Here is a 16,294-nt window from a genome sequence, read left to right as displayed (position 1 = left end):
CGGTTCAGGGGGCGGGCGGCGGATCGACCAGCCGCCCGCCCTCGACCAGCATCCCGGCCCGCTTGATGTTGCGCAGGGTCGGGATCACCTCCACGTGCCGTATGCCGGGCACCGCGCCGATCCGCTCGGTCAGGTACGTGTAGAGCTCGTCGGTGTCCCGGCACACCACCGCGGCCATCAGGTTGGCCGTACCCGTCACCGCGGCCGCGAACGGCACCTCCGGATGGCCGGCCAGCGCGGCCCCCGCCTCCGCCAGCAGTGCCGGGGCCGCGGTCAGCAGCAGCGTCGCCTCGGCCTCGAAGCCCAGCGTCGAGGGGACGAGCTCCAGGTCGAAGTAGAGCGCCCGCAGCTCCCGCAGCCGGTCGAGGCGCCGGCGCGCGGTGGACTCCGACAGGCCGGAGGCACGGGCCAGCTCCGGATAGCCGGCCCGGCCGTCCTGCGCCAGCACCGCGAGCATCGCCTGCTCCGCCTCGTCCAGGGCGTACCGCTCCTGCTCCCGGCCGTGGACCACGGGGGGCCGGGCCGGGGCCTGCCCCAGCGCCTCGACCTGCTCGGGCCGCAGCACGTCCAGACCGCACCACCCCGACGGGCCGCCGTAGTACACCCGCAGGATGGTGTGGGCGCTGACCCCGGTCACCCGGCGGGTGCGCGGGAGCTTGTCCAGCAGCAGGCCGTCGCGGTCCTGCCGGGTCCGGGCCTTGGTCAGGCAGTTGATCTCGGTGCCGCCGGAGCCGAGCTTCACCCAGGAGATGTCCGGCCGCCGCGCCAGCGCCCCGGCCACCGCGAGCGCGGCGTCCGGCGCGCACTGCACCCGCAGCCAGGATTCGAAGAGTCCGACGCGGCTGCCCAGCGGCAGCCCGATCACCCGGAGCAGCCCCGAGGTCCGCAGCCGGCGGTAGCGGCGCACCACCGTCTGGTCGGAGACCTCCAGCACCTCGGCGATCTTGCTGAAGGCGGCCCGTCCGTCGATCATCAGGGCCTCCATCAGGCCCCGGTCGAGCTCGTCCAGCTGTACGAGTGTCGTCATGGTTTCCATCATGGCAGGGCATGTGATGGAGGAAATCCGGCAGCCGGAGGGGGCTGGGTGGGGGATCGGCAGCCCGGATGGGAGTTTGGACGCACCGCCAGCCCCTTATCAACCCCCTGCCGGGCCTCCGGGTCCCGAGGAGTTCTCCCATGCGTAAATGGCTCCCGCTCACCGCGGTGTGCCTCGGGGCGTTCATGCTCCTGGTCGACGTCACGATCGTGATGGTCGCCCTGCCCGACATGGCCGCCGACATGCACACCTCCTTCTCCGGACTCCAGTGGGTCATCGACGGCTACGCCCTGGCCCTCGCCGCGCTGCTGCTCGGCGCCGGGTCCCTCGCCGACCGGATCGGCCGCCGCCGGGTCTACCTCGCGGGGCTCGGGATCTTCGCCGCCGCCTCGCTCGCCTGCGGGCTGGCCGACGGCCCGGCCGCGCTGATCGCGTTCCGCGCCGTCCAGGGCATCGGCGGCGCCGCGATGTTCGCCACCACCATGGCCCTGCTGAGCAGCGCCTACCAGGGCCGCGACCGCGGGGTCGCCTTCGGCGTCTGGGGCGCGGTCAACGGCGCCGCCGCGGCGGCCGGCCCGATCCTGGGCGGGCTTCTCACCCAGCACTTCGGCTGGCGCTGGATCTTCTTCATCAACCTCCCCGTCTGCGCCCTGGCCGTGTACGTGACCTGCCGGTCGGTCGCCGAGTCCCGCGACCCGCGCGCCAAGGGTCTCGACCTGCCCGGCATGGCCGCGTTCACCACGGGGGCCGCGGCCGTCACGTACGCGCTGATCCGCGTCGGCGAGAACGGCTGGACCGGGGCCGCAACCCTCGGCCTGTTCGGCCTCGGCGTGGCCGCCTTCGCCGCCTTCGTCCTCGTCGAACTGCGCAGCTCCCGCCCGATGCTGGACCTCTCGCTGTTCCGCAGCCGCTCCTTCGTCGGCGTGATGGCCGGGGCGCTGCTGCTGTCCGGGGCCGCGTTCTCGTACCTGATGTACGTGTCCCTGTGGCTGCAGTCCGCGGAGGGGATGGGTCCGGTCTCCGCCGGCCTGGTGCTGGTGCCGCTGAGCATCTCCTCGTTCGCCGTCTCCGCGGCGGCCGGGCGGCTGCTGCACGGGGCTCCGGCGCGGCTGACCATCGGCGGCGGGCTGCTGCTGATCGGAGCGGGCGCGCTGCTCCAGGCCTGGATGACGGACGCCGGCGACGGCTGGTCCGCCCTGGTCCCGGGGCTGGTGGTGACCGGGCTCGGCGTGGGCATGGCGACCCCGGCCCTGGCGGCCGCCGCGATGGGCGCCGTGGCCCCGGCCCGGGCGGGCATGGCCGGCGGGGCCCTGAACACCGCGCGGCAGCTGGGCATGGCGCTCGGTGTCGCGGTGCTCGGCGCGGTCTTCCAGGCAGGGCTGCGGGACGGTCTCGCCGGCTCCGGCCAGGGCCGCGAAGCGGCCGAGGCGCTGGCTTCCGGGCGGGCCGGGCAGCTGCTGGCGACGGGTCCGGCCGCACGGGCCTGGGTCGAGGAGGCCTTCGCGAGCGGGCTGCGCGGAACGTTCCTGACCTCGGGGCTGATGGGCCTGGCGGGGGCGCTGCTGGTGCTGGTGCTGGTCCGTACGAAGGACGGGGCCCGGACTCCCGTCGCGGCCGGCGCCGGTGTCCCGGCTCCGGCGGCCGAGGGCTCGCCGGCATCCGAACGCGCATCCGTGTAGCGCGCCGCGGGCGGGGCCGTGCGGGTGAAGGTGGCCGGGCCGGGAGGGTGAACCTTCGAACGTGTTGCGCATGGCGCAGTGCCTCGGCGTGGAATACCGCTCTCGCCCCTGCCCGCCGGGTGCCACCGGAGCGGCACCCTGTGCCCACAGAAACGGACTGCCCCCCATGCGTCTTCGCCAGACCGCCGTCGCGTTCCTCGGCGCCCTCGCCCTCGTCCTGCCCGCCGCCGGCCCGTCACTGGCCGGCGGCCACGACGACCTCGGCCGACTGCAATACATCATCGACAACGACGAACGGGCGCAGATCCGCCCGGCGGACAACGACACCTGCTACGAGCTGACGGACACCTCGCGGAACCGCCCGGCGACCGCGGTGCACAACGGCACCGAGTCGCGGGCCGTGCTCTACCCGAACCGTGCCTGCGGCGGCCGGGTGGAGCGCGAGCTGCAGCCGGGGGACACGGTGTACAACGTCGAGGCCCTCTCGGTGACGTTCGTGCCGGTCCGCACCCACCATGACGACTGCCGCGACGACTTCCGCCGGGGCGGCTGCGGCGATTCGCGCTGGGACGACGACGACTTCCGCTCCGCCTTCCGGAACAACGGCTGACCCTCAGGTCCGCCGAGCACGGGCGAGGGCCCGGCACCCCCGGGGTGCCGGGCCCTCGCGGCCGTCAGCGCGGCGGGATCGAACACGTGGTCCGGGGGCCGTACGTCGCCCTCCACCGCGATCCGGGTCACACAGGGTTCGCGGCGCGCCAGCCGGTCGGCGAGGGCAGGGATCTGACCGGGGACTCCCGCGCCCACGAGCACGTGGTCGACGCCTGCCAGGATCGCGCCGAACATCGCCGGGGCGGTGGCGAGCTGGATCTTCTCCAGGTGGTTGACTCCGACGACACCATCGTGTCCCTCCTTGGCGAGCCAGACCTCGACGAAGTCGCCGAGGACGGTGAGGACTTCCGCCGGGGCACCGCAGGCGGCGCGCAGCCGCGGGGTGGTCCGCATCCGGGCACCAGGATCCCCGCCGAGGCCGTCCGGGCGGAAGTGGCGGTCGAGCGCGGTCTGCGCGAGTTCGGGGAGCGGGAAGGCCGCCGGCGCGCGGCGCGCGTACCCGCCGGTGTGCGCGGGGGCCGCCGACGGCCGCCGAAGGCCCCCGCTCGCCGGGGCGCAGGTCCCGTACGGCAGGGGCACATGGAACAGGGCCGCCCGGGAGGGTCTCTCCCGGACGGCCCCGCGTTTTCAGTGGGTCAGCCGTATGGCTTCACCTGCCTGCTCCGGTGGGGTCAGAAGGTGAGCTTCCAGCTGTCGATCTTGCCGGTGTCCAGGGTGGCGGCGTCCCGGACGCGGAGCTTCCAGGTGCCCTGGGCGACCTCGGAGGAGGCGTTCACCGTGAACTGCTGGACGATGTTGTCCGCGCTGCCGCCGGTGCGGTTGCGCAGGTTGTAGACGGTGCCGTCGGGGGCGACGAGGTCGACCACCAGGTCACCGACGTAGGTGTGGACGATGTTCACGTCCACCTTGAGGGTGCTCGGGGCGTTGCCCGTGCGGGTCACGGCGATCGGGGACTCGACGGTCGCGTTGTCGGCGATCGCGTAGTCGTTCGTGTTCTCGAACACGTTCTGCTGGGACGTGCCGACGGTCCAGGTGAAGGACGCCGTGCCCGTCTTGCTCTGCGAGTCGGTCACCGTCACGGTCACGTTGGACGTGCCCGCGGTGGTGGCCGTGCCCGAGATCAGACCGGTCGAGGAGTTGATCGACAGGCCGGCCGGCAGGCCGGTCGCCGCGTAGCTGAGCGCACCCGGGTTGGTGCTGGTCGCCTGGACCTGGAGGCTCACGGCGGTGTTGATCTGGGTGGTCTGGTTGGCGATCGGGGTCACCGAGACGCCGGAGACGATGCGCGCGCCGACGTTGATGCCGGCCCAGGCGTTGGCCACGTTGTTGTACGTGGTCGAGCCCTGGCCGTACAGGTCGGCGGCGGCCTGGAGGGTCGCCGTACGGGCGGCCGCGTAGTTGGTGTTGGACTTGAAGTAGCCCACCGTCAGCGCGCGGAACCAGATCTTCGCGGCGGCGTCGCGGCCGATCGCGGTGACCGGGAGGTTGTCCGAGGTCGGCGAGTTGTAGCTGACGCCGTTGATGACCTTGGCGCCGGAGCCCTCGGACATCAGGTAGTAGACGTGGTTGGCCGGGCCCGAGGAGTAGTGGACGTCGATGCCGCCGATGCCCGAGTACCACGCGTCCTTGGAGCCGCCGTCCTTGCTCGGCTTGTCCATGTAGCGCAGCGGGGTGCCGTCGCCGTTGATGTCGATCTTCTCGCCGACCAGGTAGTCGCCGACGTCCTGCGGGTTGTTGGCGTAGAACTCGACGTTCGCCGCCATGATGTCGGAGGTCGCCTCGTTCAGGCCGCCGGGCTCACCGCTGTAGGTCATGTTGCCGGTGACCGAGGTGAGGCCGTGGGTCATCTCGTGGGCGGCCACGTCGATGGACGTCAGCGGGTGCGTGTTGCTCGTGCCGTCGCCGTACGTCATGCAGAAGCAGGAGTCGTCCCAGAACGCGTTCACGTACGCGTTGCCGTAGTGGACCCGGCTGTACGGGGCCACGCCGTCGTTGCGCAGGCCGTTGCGGCCGTGCACGTTCTTGTAGTAGTCCCACGTCAGCTGGGCGCCGTAGTGCGCGTCGGCACCGGCGGTCGCGCGGTTGGACGCGGCGCCGTTGCCCCATACGTCGGTCGTGTTGGTGAACAGGCTGCCGGTGCCGGAGCTGCCGCCGTTGAGGTCGTACGTCTTGTGGTTGCCGCGCCCGGCGTCGGTCAGCGTGTAGTTGCTGCCCGACTGGGAGGTGCCCATCGTGACCTGGCCGCTGTACATGGTGTTGCCGGTGCCCGTCTCGATGGCCTGCCACTGGGTGATCTTCGCGCCGGTCTTGGCGTCGGTGACCACGTGCAGCTCGCTCGGGGTGCCGTCGTCCTGGAGGCCGCCGACGACGGTCTCCCAGGCGAGGACGGGGGCGCCTTCGGCGGCCCAGATCACCTTGCGGGCGCTCTTGGACGCCTTGGCGTCCTTGGAGCCCGCGGCGTTGGCCGCGGAGACGGCCTGGCCCTCGGCACCCGCCGGGGTCACGGTCGCGGTGGTGTCCGCGACCTTGATCTCGTGGTTGGTGGCCTTGGTGATGCTCTTGGTGACGCCGGCCTTGGCGTGGACCGTCAGGTCGCCACCGAGCACGGGGAGTCCGCCGTAGGTGCGCTCGTACGTGGTGTGCGTGGTGCCGTCGGCGTCCTTGACGACGTCGCGTACGACCAGCTTCTCCTGCTCGCCGAGGCCGAGGGCCTTGGCCGCCTGGACGGTGGTCGAGTTGGCGTCGGCTATGAGCGTCGCACGCTCGGACGCGCTGAGGTTGACGGCCGCCGCGCCCGCGTTGGACTTGGCGGAGGGTGCCTGCGACGCGGTGGCGTCGGCTGAGGCGGTGCCGGCCTGGATGCCGACGGCGAGCAGCGCGGCGGCGGCGACGAGAGCGCCGGCCGCGGTGGCACGCCTGTGGGGGGTGTGACTCAACGCAGACTCCTTCTGCAAGGGGGGTTCCGGATGGCTGGGTGGGCCTCCGGGCAGAGCAGGGCTGGTGCGTAGAACGGATCGAAGAGTGCCAGCTGTCGGCGTCGATGTCAGGGCCGCGTCAAAAGGTTGGCCGGAAACGGTTCGTTGACCGATGAGACGTATCCGGTATCCGAACCATTCACCTTCGCGTGCGAAAGAGGGGTCCGATATCTGGAACGGTTGGTACCGGTTGCTAACACTTGCGCAACAAGAGGCCCCGTTCGGGCAATCGGCATTTGTCGTACGGGCGTTTGTCGTACTGTTTCCCGGTGCGCCAGTTGTCCGAAGCCAGGGGAAGCCACGGGCACGCGCCACTGTCATAGACCACGTGCCAGGGGGGCCCATGAGGCATGTCCATTTTCCTGCGCAAAGACTGGCCGGAGCGGCGGCTGCCGCCGCGGGGCTCGCAGCAGCCCCGGTGAGGCGGATCGGCGACAAGGCGCGCTGGTACCTGCCCGCCGCCCTCACGGCCGACTTCCTCGGCGCCGCGGTCCCCGTGGGGCTGGTCTTCCATGCCGCGCAGCAGGTCCGGCCGGTGTACTGCGCCCTCGGCGCGGCGCTCGCGTGGACCGGCGTGCAGGCGGTGCGCCGCCGCTACGCCTCCCGCGCCCTCGGAGAATCGCGCGGAGTGCTGCCCGTCCTGCACGACTGGCTGATTCTCATCGGTGTCCTGGCCGTCGCCCGTGTGGTGACCGGCGAGAGCACCCCGCGGCTGTCCGCGCTCGGCGCCCTGCTGCCCGCCCTCCTCGTCACCGTGGCCTGCCACAAACTGACCTACCGCCACCTCTCGGCGGCCCGCCGCGAGGCGCACGCCGTCAGCCGGGTCCTGGTGGTCGGCGAGCCCGGCGCGGCAGGGGCCGTCATCGAACACCTGGCCGCGCGCACCGACCACCCGTACGTGGTGGTCGGCGTGGTGCCGGTCGGCGCCGGCCCGCTCGAAGGCGGGGTGCCCGTCGCGGCCCGGCTCGACGAGAGCGTGCCCGAGGCCCCGAACGCGGACTCCACCGCCGTGCTCGGCGCCGTCCGCAGCCACCACGCCGACCTGGTCCTGGTCGCCCCGGGCGCCAGGATCGCGGGGGAGAGGCTGCGCAAGGTCGCCTGGGCCCTGCACGACGCGGGGCTGGAACTCGCCGTCTTCCCCGGGCTCGTGGAGGTCTCCGTCAAGAGGCTGGAGACCCTGTCCGCCGGCGGGCTCGCCGTGCTGAGGGTGGCGCCGCCGGTGAGCCGCGGCGTGCAGACCCTCCTCAAGTCGGTCCTCGACCGGGCCGGGGCCGGCATCGGACTGCTCCTGCTCTCGCCGGTCTTCCTCGGCATCGTCCTGGCGATCCGGCTCGGCTCGCGCGGCCCGGCGTTCTACCGCCAGCAGCGCATCGGGCGCGACGGGGTCCCGTTCACCATGTGGAAGTTCCGCACCATGGTCGTGGACGCGGACCGGCTCAAGAACGAGCTGTCCGGGGCCAACGAGAACGACGGCCTGATGTTCAAGATCCGCCGAGACCCCCGGGTGACCCGGGTGGGCCGGCTGCTGCGCCGCACCTCCATGGACGAACTGCCCCAGCTGCTGAACGTGCTGGGCGGCCACATGTCACTGGTCGGCCCGCGCCCGCCGCTGCCGGAGGAGGTGGCCCGGTACGACGAGGTCGAACTGCGCCGGCTCACCGTGCGGCCGGGCATGACCGGACTGTGGCAGATCAGCGGGCGCTCCGACCTCTCCTGGGACGAGACGATCCAGCTCGACCTTCAGTACGTGGACAACTGGTCCTTCACCAGTGACGTCGACGTCATGGGGCGTACCCTCCGCGCCGTCGTCGACGGCCGCGGAGCGTACTAGGAGGTCCTCGGTACGTGCGCTCAGCCCTGCTCGCGCCACCACCGGTAGGTGGCGGCGATCCCGTCCCGCAGCCCGATCTCCGGCTTCCAGCCCAGCGAGGTCAGGCGCGTGACGTCCAGGAGCTTGCGCGGCGTGCCGTCCGGCTTGGACGTGTCCCAGGCGAGCCGGCCGCGGAAGCCGGTCACCTCGGCGACGGTCTCGGCGAGGGCCTTGATCGTGAGGTCCTCGCCGCAGCCGATGTTGACCGGCTCGTCCCCGTCGTAACCGCCGAGCAGCACCGCGCAGGCGGCCGCCAGGTCGTCCACGTGCAGGAACTCGCGGCGCGGGGTGCCGCTGCCCCACAGGGTGACCTCCTCGCGGCCCTCGGCGGCGGCCTCGTGGAAGCGCCGGATCAGGGCGGGCAGCACGTGCGAGGTCTCCAGGTCGAAGTTGTCGCCCGGGCCGTAGAGGTTCGTCGGCATCGCCGAGATGTACGAGGCCCCGTACTGCTTCCGGTACGACTGCACCTGGACGATGCCGGCGATCTTCGCCAGGGCGTACGCCTCGTTGGTCGGCTCCAGCGGTCCCGTCAGCAGGGCGTCCTCGCTGATGGGCTGCGGGGCCAGCTTCGGGTAGATGCAGGAGGAGCCCAGGAACAGCAGCCGGCCGACGCCGGCGGCGTGCGCGCCGCCGATGACGCTGAGCTGGATCTTGAGGTTGTCCTCCAGGAACTGCACCGGATAGGTGCTGTTGGCCATGATCCCGCCGACCTTGGCGGCCGCCAGCACGACGGCGTCGGGGCGGACGTCCTTCAGGTACGCCTCCGTGGCGGCGGCGTCGCGCAGGTCGAGGTCGGCGCGGCCCCGGGTGAGCACCTCGTGGCCGTCGGCCGTGAGCCGGCGGGCGACCGCGGAGCCCACGAGGCCGCGGTGGCCCGCGACGAAGACGCGGGCGTTCGGGGGCAGGAGCGGCAGCGAACTTGTCATACCGCCGATGATGCCACCCGCCGCCGGCGGGCCCGGGACCAGCCCGCATTCCGGTCACCGCCGCCCCGGAGCGCCCCCGCGCGGGGGGACCGGGGCGCCCCGCGAGCCGTACCGCCCCGCCGGGCCCGGCGCGTGCCGCGGCGGAATCCGCCGCAAAGACGTCCGCACCGGGCGTGTACGGTACCCATCCAGCCCTCCGGGCAGCGGCCCGGCGGCGAGGTGCGCCACCCCCTGCCAGGGCCCGGCCCGCAGCCACCCCGAGGCCCAGCCTCACCACGACCCACAGCAACCACCATCAAGGGGACCCCATGGGCAAGACCGCACTGATAACCGGCGTCACCGGGCAGGACGGCTCGTACCTCTCCGAGCTGCTGCTCTCCAAGGGCTACACGGTGCACGGCCTGGTGCGGCGTTCCTCCAGCTTCAACACCGAGCGGATCGACCACATCTACCAGGACCCGCAGACCGCCAACCGGTCCTTCGTCCTGCACCACGCCGACCTCTCCGACGGCGTGGCGCTCGTGAACCTGCTGCGCGAGATCCGGCCCGACGAGGTCTACAACCTCGGCGCCCAGTCGCACGTCCGCGTCTCCTTCGACGCGCCCCTCTACACGGGCGACGTGACCGGCCTCGGCGCGCTGAGGCTCCTGGAGGCCATCCGCGCCAGCGGTGTGGACACCCGGATCTACCAGGCCTCGTCCTCGGAGATGTTCGGCGCCACCCCGCCCCCGCAGAACGAGAAGACCCCGTTCCACCCGCGCAGCCCGTACGGCGCCGCGAAGGTGTTCGCGTACTGGACCACGGTGAACTACCGCGAGGCGTACGACATGTTCGCCGTCAACGGGATCCTGTTCAACCACGAGTCCCCGCGCCGCGGCGAGACCTTCGTGACCCGCAAGATCACCCGCGCGGTCGCCCGGATCAAGGCCGGACTCCAGGAGCACCTCTACCTGGGCAACCTCGACGCGGTGCGCGACTGGGGCTACGCGCCCGAGTACGTGGACGCCATGTGGCGGATGCTCCAGCAGGACGAGCCGACCGACTACGTCGTCGCCACGGGCGTGGCCGCCACGGTGCGCGAGTTCGTCGAGTCCTCCTTCGCCCACGCGGGCCTCGACTGGGCGGAGCACGTGCGCTACGACCCCAAGTACGAGCGCCCGAGCGAGGTCGACGCCCTCATCGGCGATGCCTCCAAGGCCAACGAACTGCTTGGCTGGAAGCCGACGGTGCTCGTGGCCGAGCTGGCGCAGATCATGGTCGACGCCGACATCCGGCAGGTCGAGGACCAGCTGGCGGGCGCCACGGTCCGCATCGACCGCTGAAGGCCTTATATTTCCCCTACGATTTGCCGTGTCCCGGTCATCTCCACTGGTATCGGTGGGTGTGGCCGGGGCAAACCTGCCGTATGTCCGCTGTGCCCCCTCCAACCTGAACCGTTCATTCCAAGTTGGTATGCAAAGGGTCAAGGGGGGTGACCAGGTTCTCGCTGGAGCCCTAGTCTGCGCCAGTACATATGGCTGTTCGGATAGTTCCAGCCATCAAACCGGGCGATTGCCCTGGGGGGCTCATGCGTAGATCCAGAGGGCTGACTGCTGCCCTCGTCCTGTCACTGGCCGGCGCCGGCACCGGCATAGGCCTGGTGTTGATGCCCGAGGCGTCCGCCATCACGCCTCCCGTGGCATTCACCGCCGACGAGCTGCCCACCTGGCAGCCCAACGGCATCGTCTTCGCGACGGCCGAGGCGAACGGCACCGTCTTCGCCGCCGGCACCTTCTCCGCCGTCCGCCCGCCCGACGGCACCAGCGGCGCGGAGCAGGAAGCGGTCAACTTCGTGGCGCTCGACGCCGCGACGGGCAACCCGACCTCGTGCAAGCTCGCCTTCACCACCGGCGACGGCAGCGCGACCGTGCGTGCCCTGGAAGTCTCCAAGGACAAGAAGACCCTGTACGCGGGCGGCTACTTCGGCGCCGTCAACGGCACCCCGGTCTCCAGCATGGCCGCGATCGACATCGCGACCTGCACCCCCAAGGCCGCCTTCCACCCGGGCTTCCCCGCCACCGTGCGCGGACTCGCCGTCACCGACGACACCGTGTACGCGGCCGGCGACTTCGGCACCGTCGAGGGCCAGACCCGCGAGCGGTTCGCCGCCGTGGACGCGGGCTCCGGCGCGCTGAAGCCCTTCACCGCCAACGCCGACGAGCCGGGCCGCGCCATCGAGGTCACCCCGGACGGCAAGAACGTCCTGCTGGGCGGTGACTTCTTCGACATCAACGGCAAGAGCACGCACGCCCTGGCCGTCGTCAACGCCACCACCGGCGCGGTCGCCAAGACGTACAGCAACATCCCGTCGAACTCGGTGGTCAAGGACATCGCCACCGACTCGACCGGCTTCTACACCGGCAACGAGGGCTCGGGCGGCGGCGTCTTCGACGGCCGCATCGGCCTGAACCTCAGCGACTTCAGCGAGAAGTGGCGCGACCGCTGCCTCGGCGCGACCCAGGCCGTCCTGCCGTACGACGGAGTGCTCTACAGCGCCTCGCACGCGCACGACTGCTCCCTTGAGGGCCAGTTCCCCGACGGCAAGCGCAACTTCTTCAACGCGCAGCTGACCAACTACGAAGGCGCCGCCCCCGCGCCCGTGGACGGGTTCGTGCGCAGCCCGCGCAAGCTCGGCTGGCACCCCACCGCCAACGACGGCATCGGCGAGGGCATCGGCCCGCGCACGCTGACCATCGCCGAGAAGAACGACGTCAAGTACCTGTGGTCGGGCGGTGAGTTCACCACCATCAACGGCAAGCCGCAGCAGGCGCTCACCCGCTTCGCCTCCACCGGCGACGTCGGCGCCCCGACCACCCCGGTCGCCAGCGCCGGCAGCGTCAAGCCGGACGAGGTCCAGGTCCGCTGGCGCACCAGCTACGACGCCGACGACAGCAAGCTGACGTACCGCATCTACCGCAACGGCTCGTCCAGCCCCATCGCCACCGTCGCCGCCGAGTCCCTGGAGTGGCAGCGTCCGCAGGCCTCCTGGACCGACACCACGGCCAAAGCCGGCCAGTCGTACACCTACCGCGTGACGGCCACCGACGCGGCGGGCAACACCAGCGCCCTGTCGGCCAACGCCGCGGTCACGGTCCCGAGCTCGGTCCAGTCCTACCCGGAGCAGGTCCGCGCCGACGGCGCCGGCCTGTACTGGCGCTACGACGACGTCGTCAGCCCGTACGTCGCCGACTCCTCGGTCGCCGGCAACACCAGCGGTGTCCAGCTCAACGCCCCGGCCCTGCGCCAGACGCCCGGCGCGATCAGCGGCGCCAGCACGGCGATGGGCTTCAACGGCACCAGCCAGCAGGTGTACAGCGACCACCGCCAGACGGTGGGCAACACCTTCTCGATCGAGACGTGGTTCAAGACGAACACCACGCGCGGCGGCAAGCTGGTCGGCTTCGGCAGCAACACGGACCGCTCCAGCGGCTCGTACGACAAGCAGATCTACATGACCAACAACGGGCGTCTGGTCTTCGGCGTCAGCAACGGTTCGGCGCGCACCATCACCACCGGCCTGTTCGACACGTACAACGACAACAAGTGGCACCACGTCGTCGGCACCCTGGGTGCGGGCGGCATGGAGCTGATCGTCGACGGTCAGAGCAAGGGCACGCTGAACAACGTCACCAGCTCGGTCGCGTACGAGGGCTTCTGGCACGTCGGCGGCGACAACCTGAGCGGCTGGCCGAACAAGCCGACGAGCAACTTCTTCGCCGGCCAGATCGACGAGACGGCCGTCTACCCGAAGGCGCTCACCGCGGCCCAGGCCAAGAAGCACTACGACCTGGCCAAGGCGCCGTCCGACACGGTCTCCAAGGTCTCCGCGACCGAGGACACCTACGTCAACCAGGGCGCCCCGAGCGCCGCCAACGGTGCGAGCACCTCCCTGGCGGTCCGCGGCACCTCGGCGTACCAGACGTACCTGCGCTTCAACCTGCCGGCCGCGCCGGCCGGGCAGGTCCTGAAGTCCGCCGCGCTCCAGATCAAGACGTCGACCCAGGCGAACGCCGGTACGACCGACAAGATCTCCGTGGTCCCGGTCACCGGTACCTGGAGCGGCGCCGGCACCACCTTCAACACCAAGCCCGCGCTCGGCGCCACCGAGCTCGGCTCGTTCGCGAGCGTGCCGGACGGCTCGGCGATCCAGAGCACCCCGCTGGACACCGCCGCGCTCACCCCGGTGCTGGGCACCGGCTACAGCATGGCCCTGACGAGCACGGGCACCGACCCGCTGTGGATCTGGTCCATGGAGGCGACGGCCGCGGACGCCGCTCCGCAGCTCGTCCTCACGTTCGGCCCGAAGTAAGCGCCTGACGGACGCGGGGCCCGGCACGCACGACGGCCGGGCCCCGCGCTCCACCCCCGAGTTCCGCCGGTCAGCTCGACCGGCACGTAATACCGGCACGTAATACGGGAGCCCCAGAGATGTACCGACGCTCCGCCGCGGCTGCTGTTCTGCTGGCCGCGGCTCTGACCCTGACCGCCTGCAGCTCGGGCGGCGAAGGCAAGGCCGACGCAGGGGCGGCGAAGCCGAAGCCGCCGGCCGCCTCGTCGGTCCCGGATCCCGCGGACGCCTCGGCCGCGCCCGTCTCGCCCGACGCGAAGCCGACCGGTCCGGTCCTGCCGGACTCGAAGCTCACCCCGAAGACGGGAAGCTTCAAGGCCAACGAGAAGCAGTACCTGAGCGGGCGCGTCCCCGAGAAGATGGACCCGGCGGCCGTCCTCCAGACCGGCCAGGAGTCCTGCCAGCGGGTGGAGCGCACCGCGAAGCGCGACAAGGACGCGGCGACCGGGGCCATCGTCGCCGGGGAGATCCCGGGGGCGAAGGACGCGATCACGTACCTGTGCCCGGAGCAGAAGCCGATCCTGGACGCGGCGTCGAAGGGCTTCCCCGACGGGACCCGCACGTCGCCCGCGGCGGGCACGTACCGGGCGCTGACCCAGGCCACGAACTGCACCTGGGAGGCGAAGGGCAAGGACGGCGCGGTCCTGGCCTCGGGCCCCGAAGCCCCCGTGAAGGCGGGCGACAAGATCACGGCCACGATCCCCGCGGGCACGGCGGCCTTCACGTCGGCGGGCTGCTACGCCTGGATCCCGGCGTAACCCCTCCCGTCCCGCACGGACGCGAACGCCGCCCCCTGCCCGAACTCCGGGCCGGGGGCGGCGTTTTCGCATCCGCTTCCCGGGTAGCCGCGCGGTCAGACGACAACGACTGCGGAGGCGAATCACATGGGAGGCATCGGCGGCTGCATCGCGCTGATCGTGGTGGGGGCCATCCTCACCTTCGCGACGGACTGGAAGATGGAGAGCGTCAACCTCGACGTCGTCGGGCTGATCATGATGGCGGCGGGTGCCATCGGCCTCGCCGTCTACGCGAGCGTCTTCAAGCGCCGCCGCGCGGCGGCCCTCCCGGTGGTCGACGAGACCCACCGCGAGCTGTAGCCCGTCACACCCGCCGGCGCATGGCCCCCTCGTAGACCGGCAGGAGGGTGTCCAGGACCGCGTCCATCGAGAAGGCGGACGCGGCCAGTTCGCGGGCCGCCGCGCCGGCCTTCGCGTTCGCCCCGGGGTCCAGGAGCTCCAGGACGGCCTCCGCCACGCCCGCCGGGCCCGGCGGGACCGCCCGGCCGGCGCCCGCGGACGCGATGTCGCGGGCCAGGCCGTTGGAGTGCGTGACCACCGCGGGGACGCCGACCGACAGGGCTTCCAGCACCGACATCGGGAACGGCTCGTCCACCGAGGGCAGGACGTAGACGTGCGCCCGGCGCAGCTCCGTCAGGACCTCGGCGGTGGACAGCGCGCCCGGGACCGTGAAGCGGGAGGCCAGGCCCAGCTCCGCTATGCGCGCCCGCACCGCCGCCAGTTCGCCCTCGTCCGGGCCGGCCACCACGAACTCCGCGTCGGGGTGGGCCGCCAGGACCGCCGGGGCCGCGTCCACGAAGTCCACCGGGCGCTTGCGGGCCTGCAGGCGCGCCGAGTACAGGATGCGCGGGGGACCGGCCGGGGCCGGCCGCTCCTCCTGCGCGGGCGTGCCGTTCACCAGCCGGACGGCCCCCGCCAGAGGGCCGCCCACCACCGCGTCGAGGCCCTCGCGTTCGTGCGGGGTCAGGTACAGCACCGCGTCCGCGCCGCGCAGCAGCCTGCGTACGGCCACCGCGTCCAGCACCTTGGCCAGCAGCTTCCCGCTCGGGTCCACCATCCCGTGGGTCTGGAGCACCAGCGGTCTGCCGGCCCGCAGCGCGGCGAGGGCCACCGGCAGGGTCACGAGGTCCCGCGCCAGGTGGACGTGGACCAGGTCCGCGTCCCGGACCAGGCGGCCCGCCGAGGCCAGCAGGGCCGGCGAGGTCATTCCGCTGAAGCCCAGCGGCAGGATGCGGCGGGCCGGGAACAGCTTCGCCGGCACTCCCTCCACCGAGGTCGGCCACGGGTCGGGGAAGCCCTCGCCGAGCGCGAGCAGCCGTGCCTCGTGGCCGCGGGCCCGCAGTCCCCCGGCCAGGTTCAGCGCGACCCGGACCGGCCCGCCGAACGCGTGCGAGGGGGAGTGGAGCGTGACGGCGTGCAGGACTCTCACTTGGGCTCCTCGACCGGGCGGCGCTGCCCGTCCATCGTCTGCAGCGTCAGTGCAGGAAGGTTTCTGTGGACCACGGATCCGGCACCCGCCACCGCGCAGCGGCCCACCGTGACCCCGGCCAGCACGGTCGCCCGTACGGCCACCCACGCACCGTCCTCGACCACGATCGGCGCGTTGCGGTAGCGGAAGTCGGCGGCCCGGTGGTCGTGCGAGCCGGTGCAGAGCATCGCCTCCTGCGAGACGCAGACGTTCGCCCCGATGGTCACCGGCTCCAGGTTCAGCAGCCAGGCGCCCTCGCCGATCCACGTGTGGTCGCCGACGGTGAGCTTCCACGGCCACAGCACCCGCACCTTGTGCCGGATCAGCACGCCCTCGCCGATCCGCGCGCCGAACGCGCGCAGCAGCGCCACCCGCAGCCGGGCCGGGCAGAACCACGCCATGAACAGCGTGTTCATCACCGCGAACCAGAGCGCCTGCGTCAGCAGTCCGCGCCCTTTGTCGTATCCGGCCAGCGTGAAAGCAGGAAGGTCACGCAACTGTCGCCCCTCATCGTGCGCCGCGGGCTCGTCGCCCTCCGCGGGAG

12 protein-coding genes are annotated in these 16,294 nt (G+C 72.0%); 7 read left to right on the top strand and 5 right to left on the bottom strand.

Annotated elements, in window-relative coordinates:
* Window positions 1-4: 4 nt before the first annotated feature.
* The gene (locus tag ACFYXV_RS01335; protein WP_389381745.1) at window positions 5-1,027 is read right to left on the bottom strand and encodes an Lrp/AsnC family transcriptional regulator; all 1,023 of its coding nucleotides are present in this window, start codon (window positions 1,025-1,027) and stop codon (window positions 5-7) included.
* Window positions 1,028-1,176: 149 nt separating this feature from the next.
* Between ACFYXV_RS01335 and ACFYXV_RS01330 the strand changes: the two genes are divergently transcribed.
* A complete protein-coding gene (locus ACFYXV_RS01330) occupies window positions 1,177-2,715 on the top strand; it encodes a DHA2 family efflux MFS transporter permease subunit (protein ID WP_389381744.1) in 1,539 nt (512 codons plus the stop codon).
* A gap of 166 nt (window positions 2,716-2,881) precedes the next feature.
* A complete protein-coding gene (locus ACFYXV_RS01325; RefSeq protein WP_385469384.1) occupies window positions 2,882-3,325 on the top strand; it encodes a hypothetical protein in 444 nt (147 codons plus the stop codon).
* A gap of 673 nt (window positions 3,326-3,998) precedes the next feature.
* Here the strand turns inward: ACFYXV_RS01325 and ACFYXV_RS01320 are convergent.
* Complete coding sequence (locus tag ACFYXV_RS01320) at window positions 3,999-6,263, bottom strand: M4 family metallopeptidase (protein WP_389381743.1); 2,265 nt, start codon at window positions 6,261-6,263, stop codon at window positions 3,999-4,001.
* Window positions 6,264-6,645: 382 nt separating this feature from the next.
* Here ACFYXV_RS01320 and ACFYXV_RS01315 point away from each other — a divergent pair, with 382 nt between their 5' ends.
* Window positions 6,646-8,133 (top strand): sugar transferase, encoded by a 1,488-nt coding sequence (locus ACFYXV_RS01315; RefSeq protein WP_389381742.1) that lies wholly within the window; start codon window positions 6,646-6,648, stop codon window positions 8,131-8,133.
* Window positions 8,134-8,153: 20 nt separating this feature from the next.
* Here ACFYXV_RS01315 and ACFYXV_RS01310 read toward each other — a convergent pair whose 3' ends face one another.
* Complete coding sequence (locus tag ACFYXV_RS01310; RefSeq protein WP_383345960.1) at window positions 8,154-9,098, bottom strand: GDP-L-fucose synthase family protein; 945 nt, start codon at window positions 9,096-9,098, stop codon at window positions 8,154-8,156.
* Between the two features lie 308 nt (window positions 9,099-9,406).
* Here ACFYXV_RS01310 and gmd point away from each other — a divergent pair, with 308 nt between their 5' ends.
* The 4 genes from gmd (at window position 9,407) to ACFYXV_RS01290 (ending at window position 14,582) form a co-directional block, all read left to right on the top strand.
* Window positions 9,407-10,420: a GDP-mannose 4,6-dehydratase gene (gene gmd, locus ACFYXV_RS01305; RefSeq protein WP_030159241.1), complete on the top strand. Its 1,014-nt coding sequence runs from the start codon at window positions 9,407-9,409 to the stop codon at window positions 10,418-10,420.
* Window positions 10,421-10,665: 245 nt separating this feature from the next.
* A complete protein-coding gene (locus ACFYXV_RS01300; RefSeq protein ID WP_385469389.1) occupies window positions 10,666-13,446 on the top strand; it encodes a LamG-like jellyroll fold domain-containing protein in 2,781 nt (926 codons plus the stop codon).
* A gap of 119 nt (window positions 13,447-13,565) precedes the next feature.
* Entirely contained in the window at window positions 13,566-14,243 is a 678-nt protein-coding gene (locus ACFYXV_RS01295) for a hypothetical protein (protein WP_385469391.1), read from the top strand.
* A 126-nt stretch (window positions 14,244-14,369) separates the two neighbouring features.
* Complete coding sequence (locus ACFYXV_RS01290) at window positions 14,370-14,582, top strand: DUF6458 family protein (protein ID WP_030857282.1); 213 nt, start codon at window positions 14,370-14,372, stop codon at window positions 14,580-14,582.
* A gap of 4 nt (window positions 14,583-14,586) precedes the next feature.
* On the opposite strand, the gene ACFYXV_RS01285 is transcribed toward ACFYXV_RS01290, so the two are convergent.
* Together ACFYXV_RS01285 and ACFYXV_RS01280 are read right to left on the bottom strand one after the other, a co-directional pair.
* Entirely contained in the window at window positions 14,587-15,711 is a 1,125-nt protein-coding gene (locus ACFYXV_RS01285) for a glycosyltransferase (protein WP_389381741.1), read from the bottom strand.
* Window positions 15,708-16,247, bottom strand: a complete 540-nt coding sequence (locus ACFYXV_RS01280; protein WP_385469395.1) for a WcaF family extracellular polysaccharide biosynthesis acetyltransferase — start codon at window positions 16,245-16,247, stop codon at window positions 15,708-15,710. The genes ACFYXV_RS01285 and ACFYXV_RS01280 overlap by 4 nt, the downstream gene beginning before the upstream one ends.
* Window positions 16,248-16,294: the final 47 nt, after the last annotated feature.

This window comes from Streptomyces sp. NPDC002181, assembly GCF_042890485.1.
GTDB lineage: Bacteria > Actinomycetota > Actinomycetes > Streptomycetales > Streptomycetaceae > Streptomyces.
This window is presented reverse-complemented; position numbering and strand designations above follow the sequence as displayed.

What these genes read in the sequence shown, in the direction of transcription:
- ACFYXV_RS01335 (WP_389381745.1), bottom strand. Translation starts at nt 1,027, where the DNA reads ATGACGACACTCGTACAGCTGGACGAGCTCGACCGGGGCCTGATGGAG.
- ACFYXV_RS01330 (WP_389381744.1), top strand. Translation starts at nt 1,177, where the DNA reads ATGCGTAAATGGCTCCCGCTCACCGCGGTGTGCCTCGGGGCGTTCATG.
- ACFYXV_RS01325 (WP_385469384.1), top strand. Translation starts at nt 2,882, where the DNA reads ATGCGTCTTCGCCAGACCGCCGTCGCGTTCCTCGGCGCCCTCGCCCTC.
- ACFYXV_RS01315 (WP_389381742.1), top strand. Translation starts at nt 6,646, where the DNA reads ATGAGGCATGTCCATTTTCCTGCGCAAAGACTGGCCGGAGCGGCGGCT.
- ACFYXV_RS01310 (WP_383345960.1), bottom strand. Translation starts at nt 9,098, where the DNA reads ATGACAAGTTCGCTGCCGCTCCTGCCCCCGAACGCCCGCGTCTTCGTC.
- gmd (WP_030159241.1), top strand. Translation starts at nt 9,407, where the DNA reads ATGGGCAAGACCGCACTGATAACCGGCGTCACCGGGCAGGACGGCTCG.
- ACFYXV_RS01300 (WP_385469389.1), top strand. Translation starts at nt 10,666, where the DNA reads ATGCGTAGATCCAGAGGGCTGACTGCTGCCCTCGTCCTGTCACTGGCC.
- ACFYXV_RS01295 (WP_385469391.1), top strand. Translation starts at nt 13,566, where the DNA reads ATGTACCGACGCTCCGCCGCGGCTGCTGTTCTGCTGGCCGCGGCTCTG.
- ACFYXV_RS01290 (WP_030857282.1), top strand. Translation starts at nt 14,370, where the DNA reads ATGGGAGGCATCGGCGGCTGCATCGCGCTGATCGTGGTGGGGGCCATC.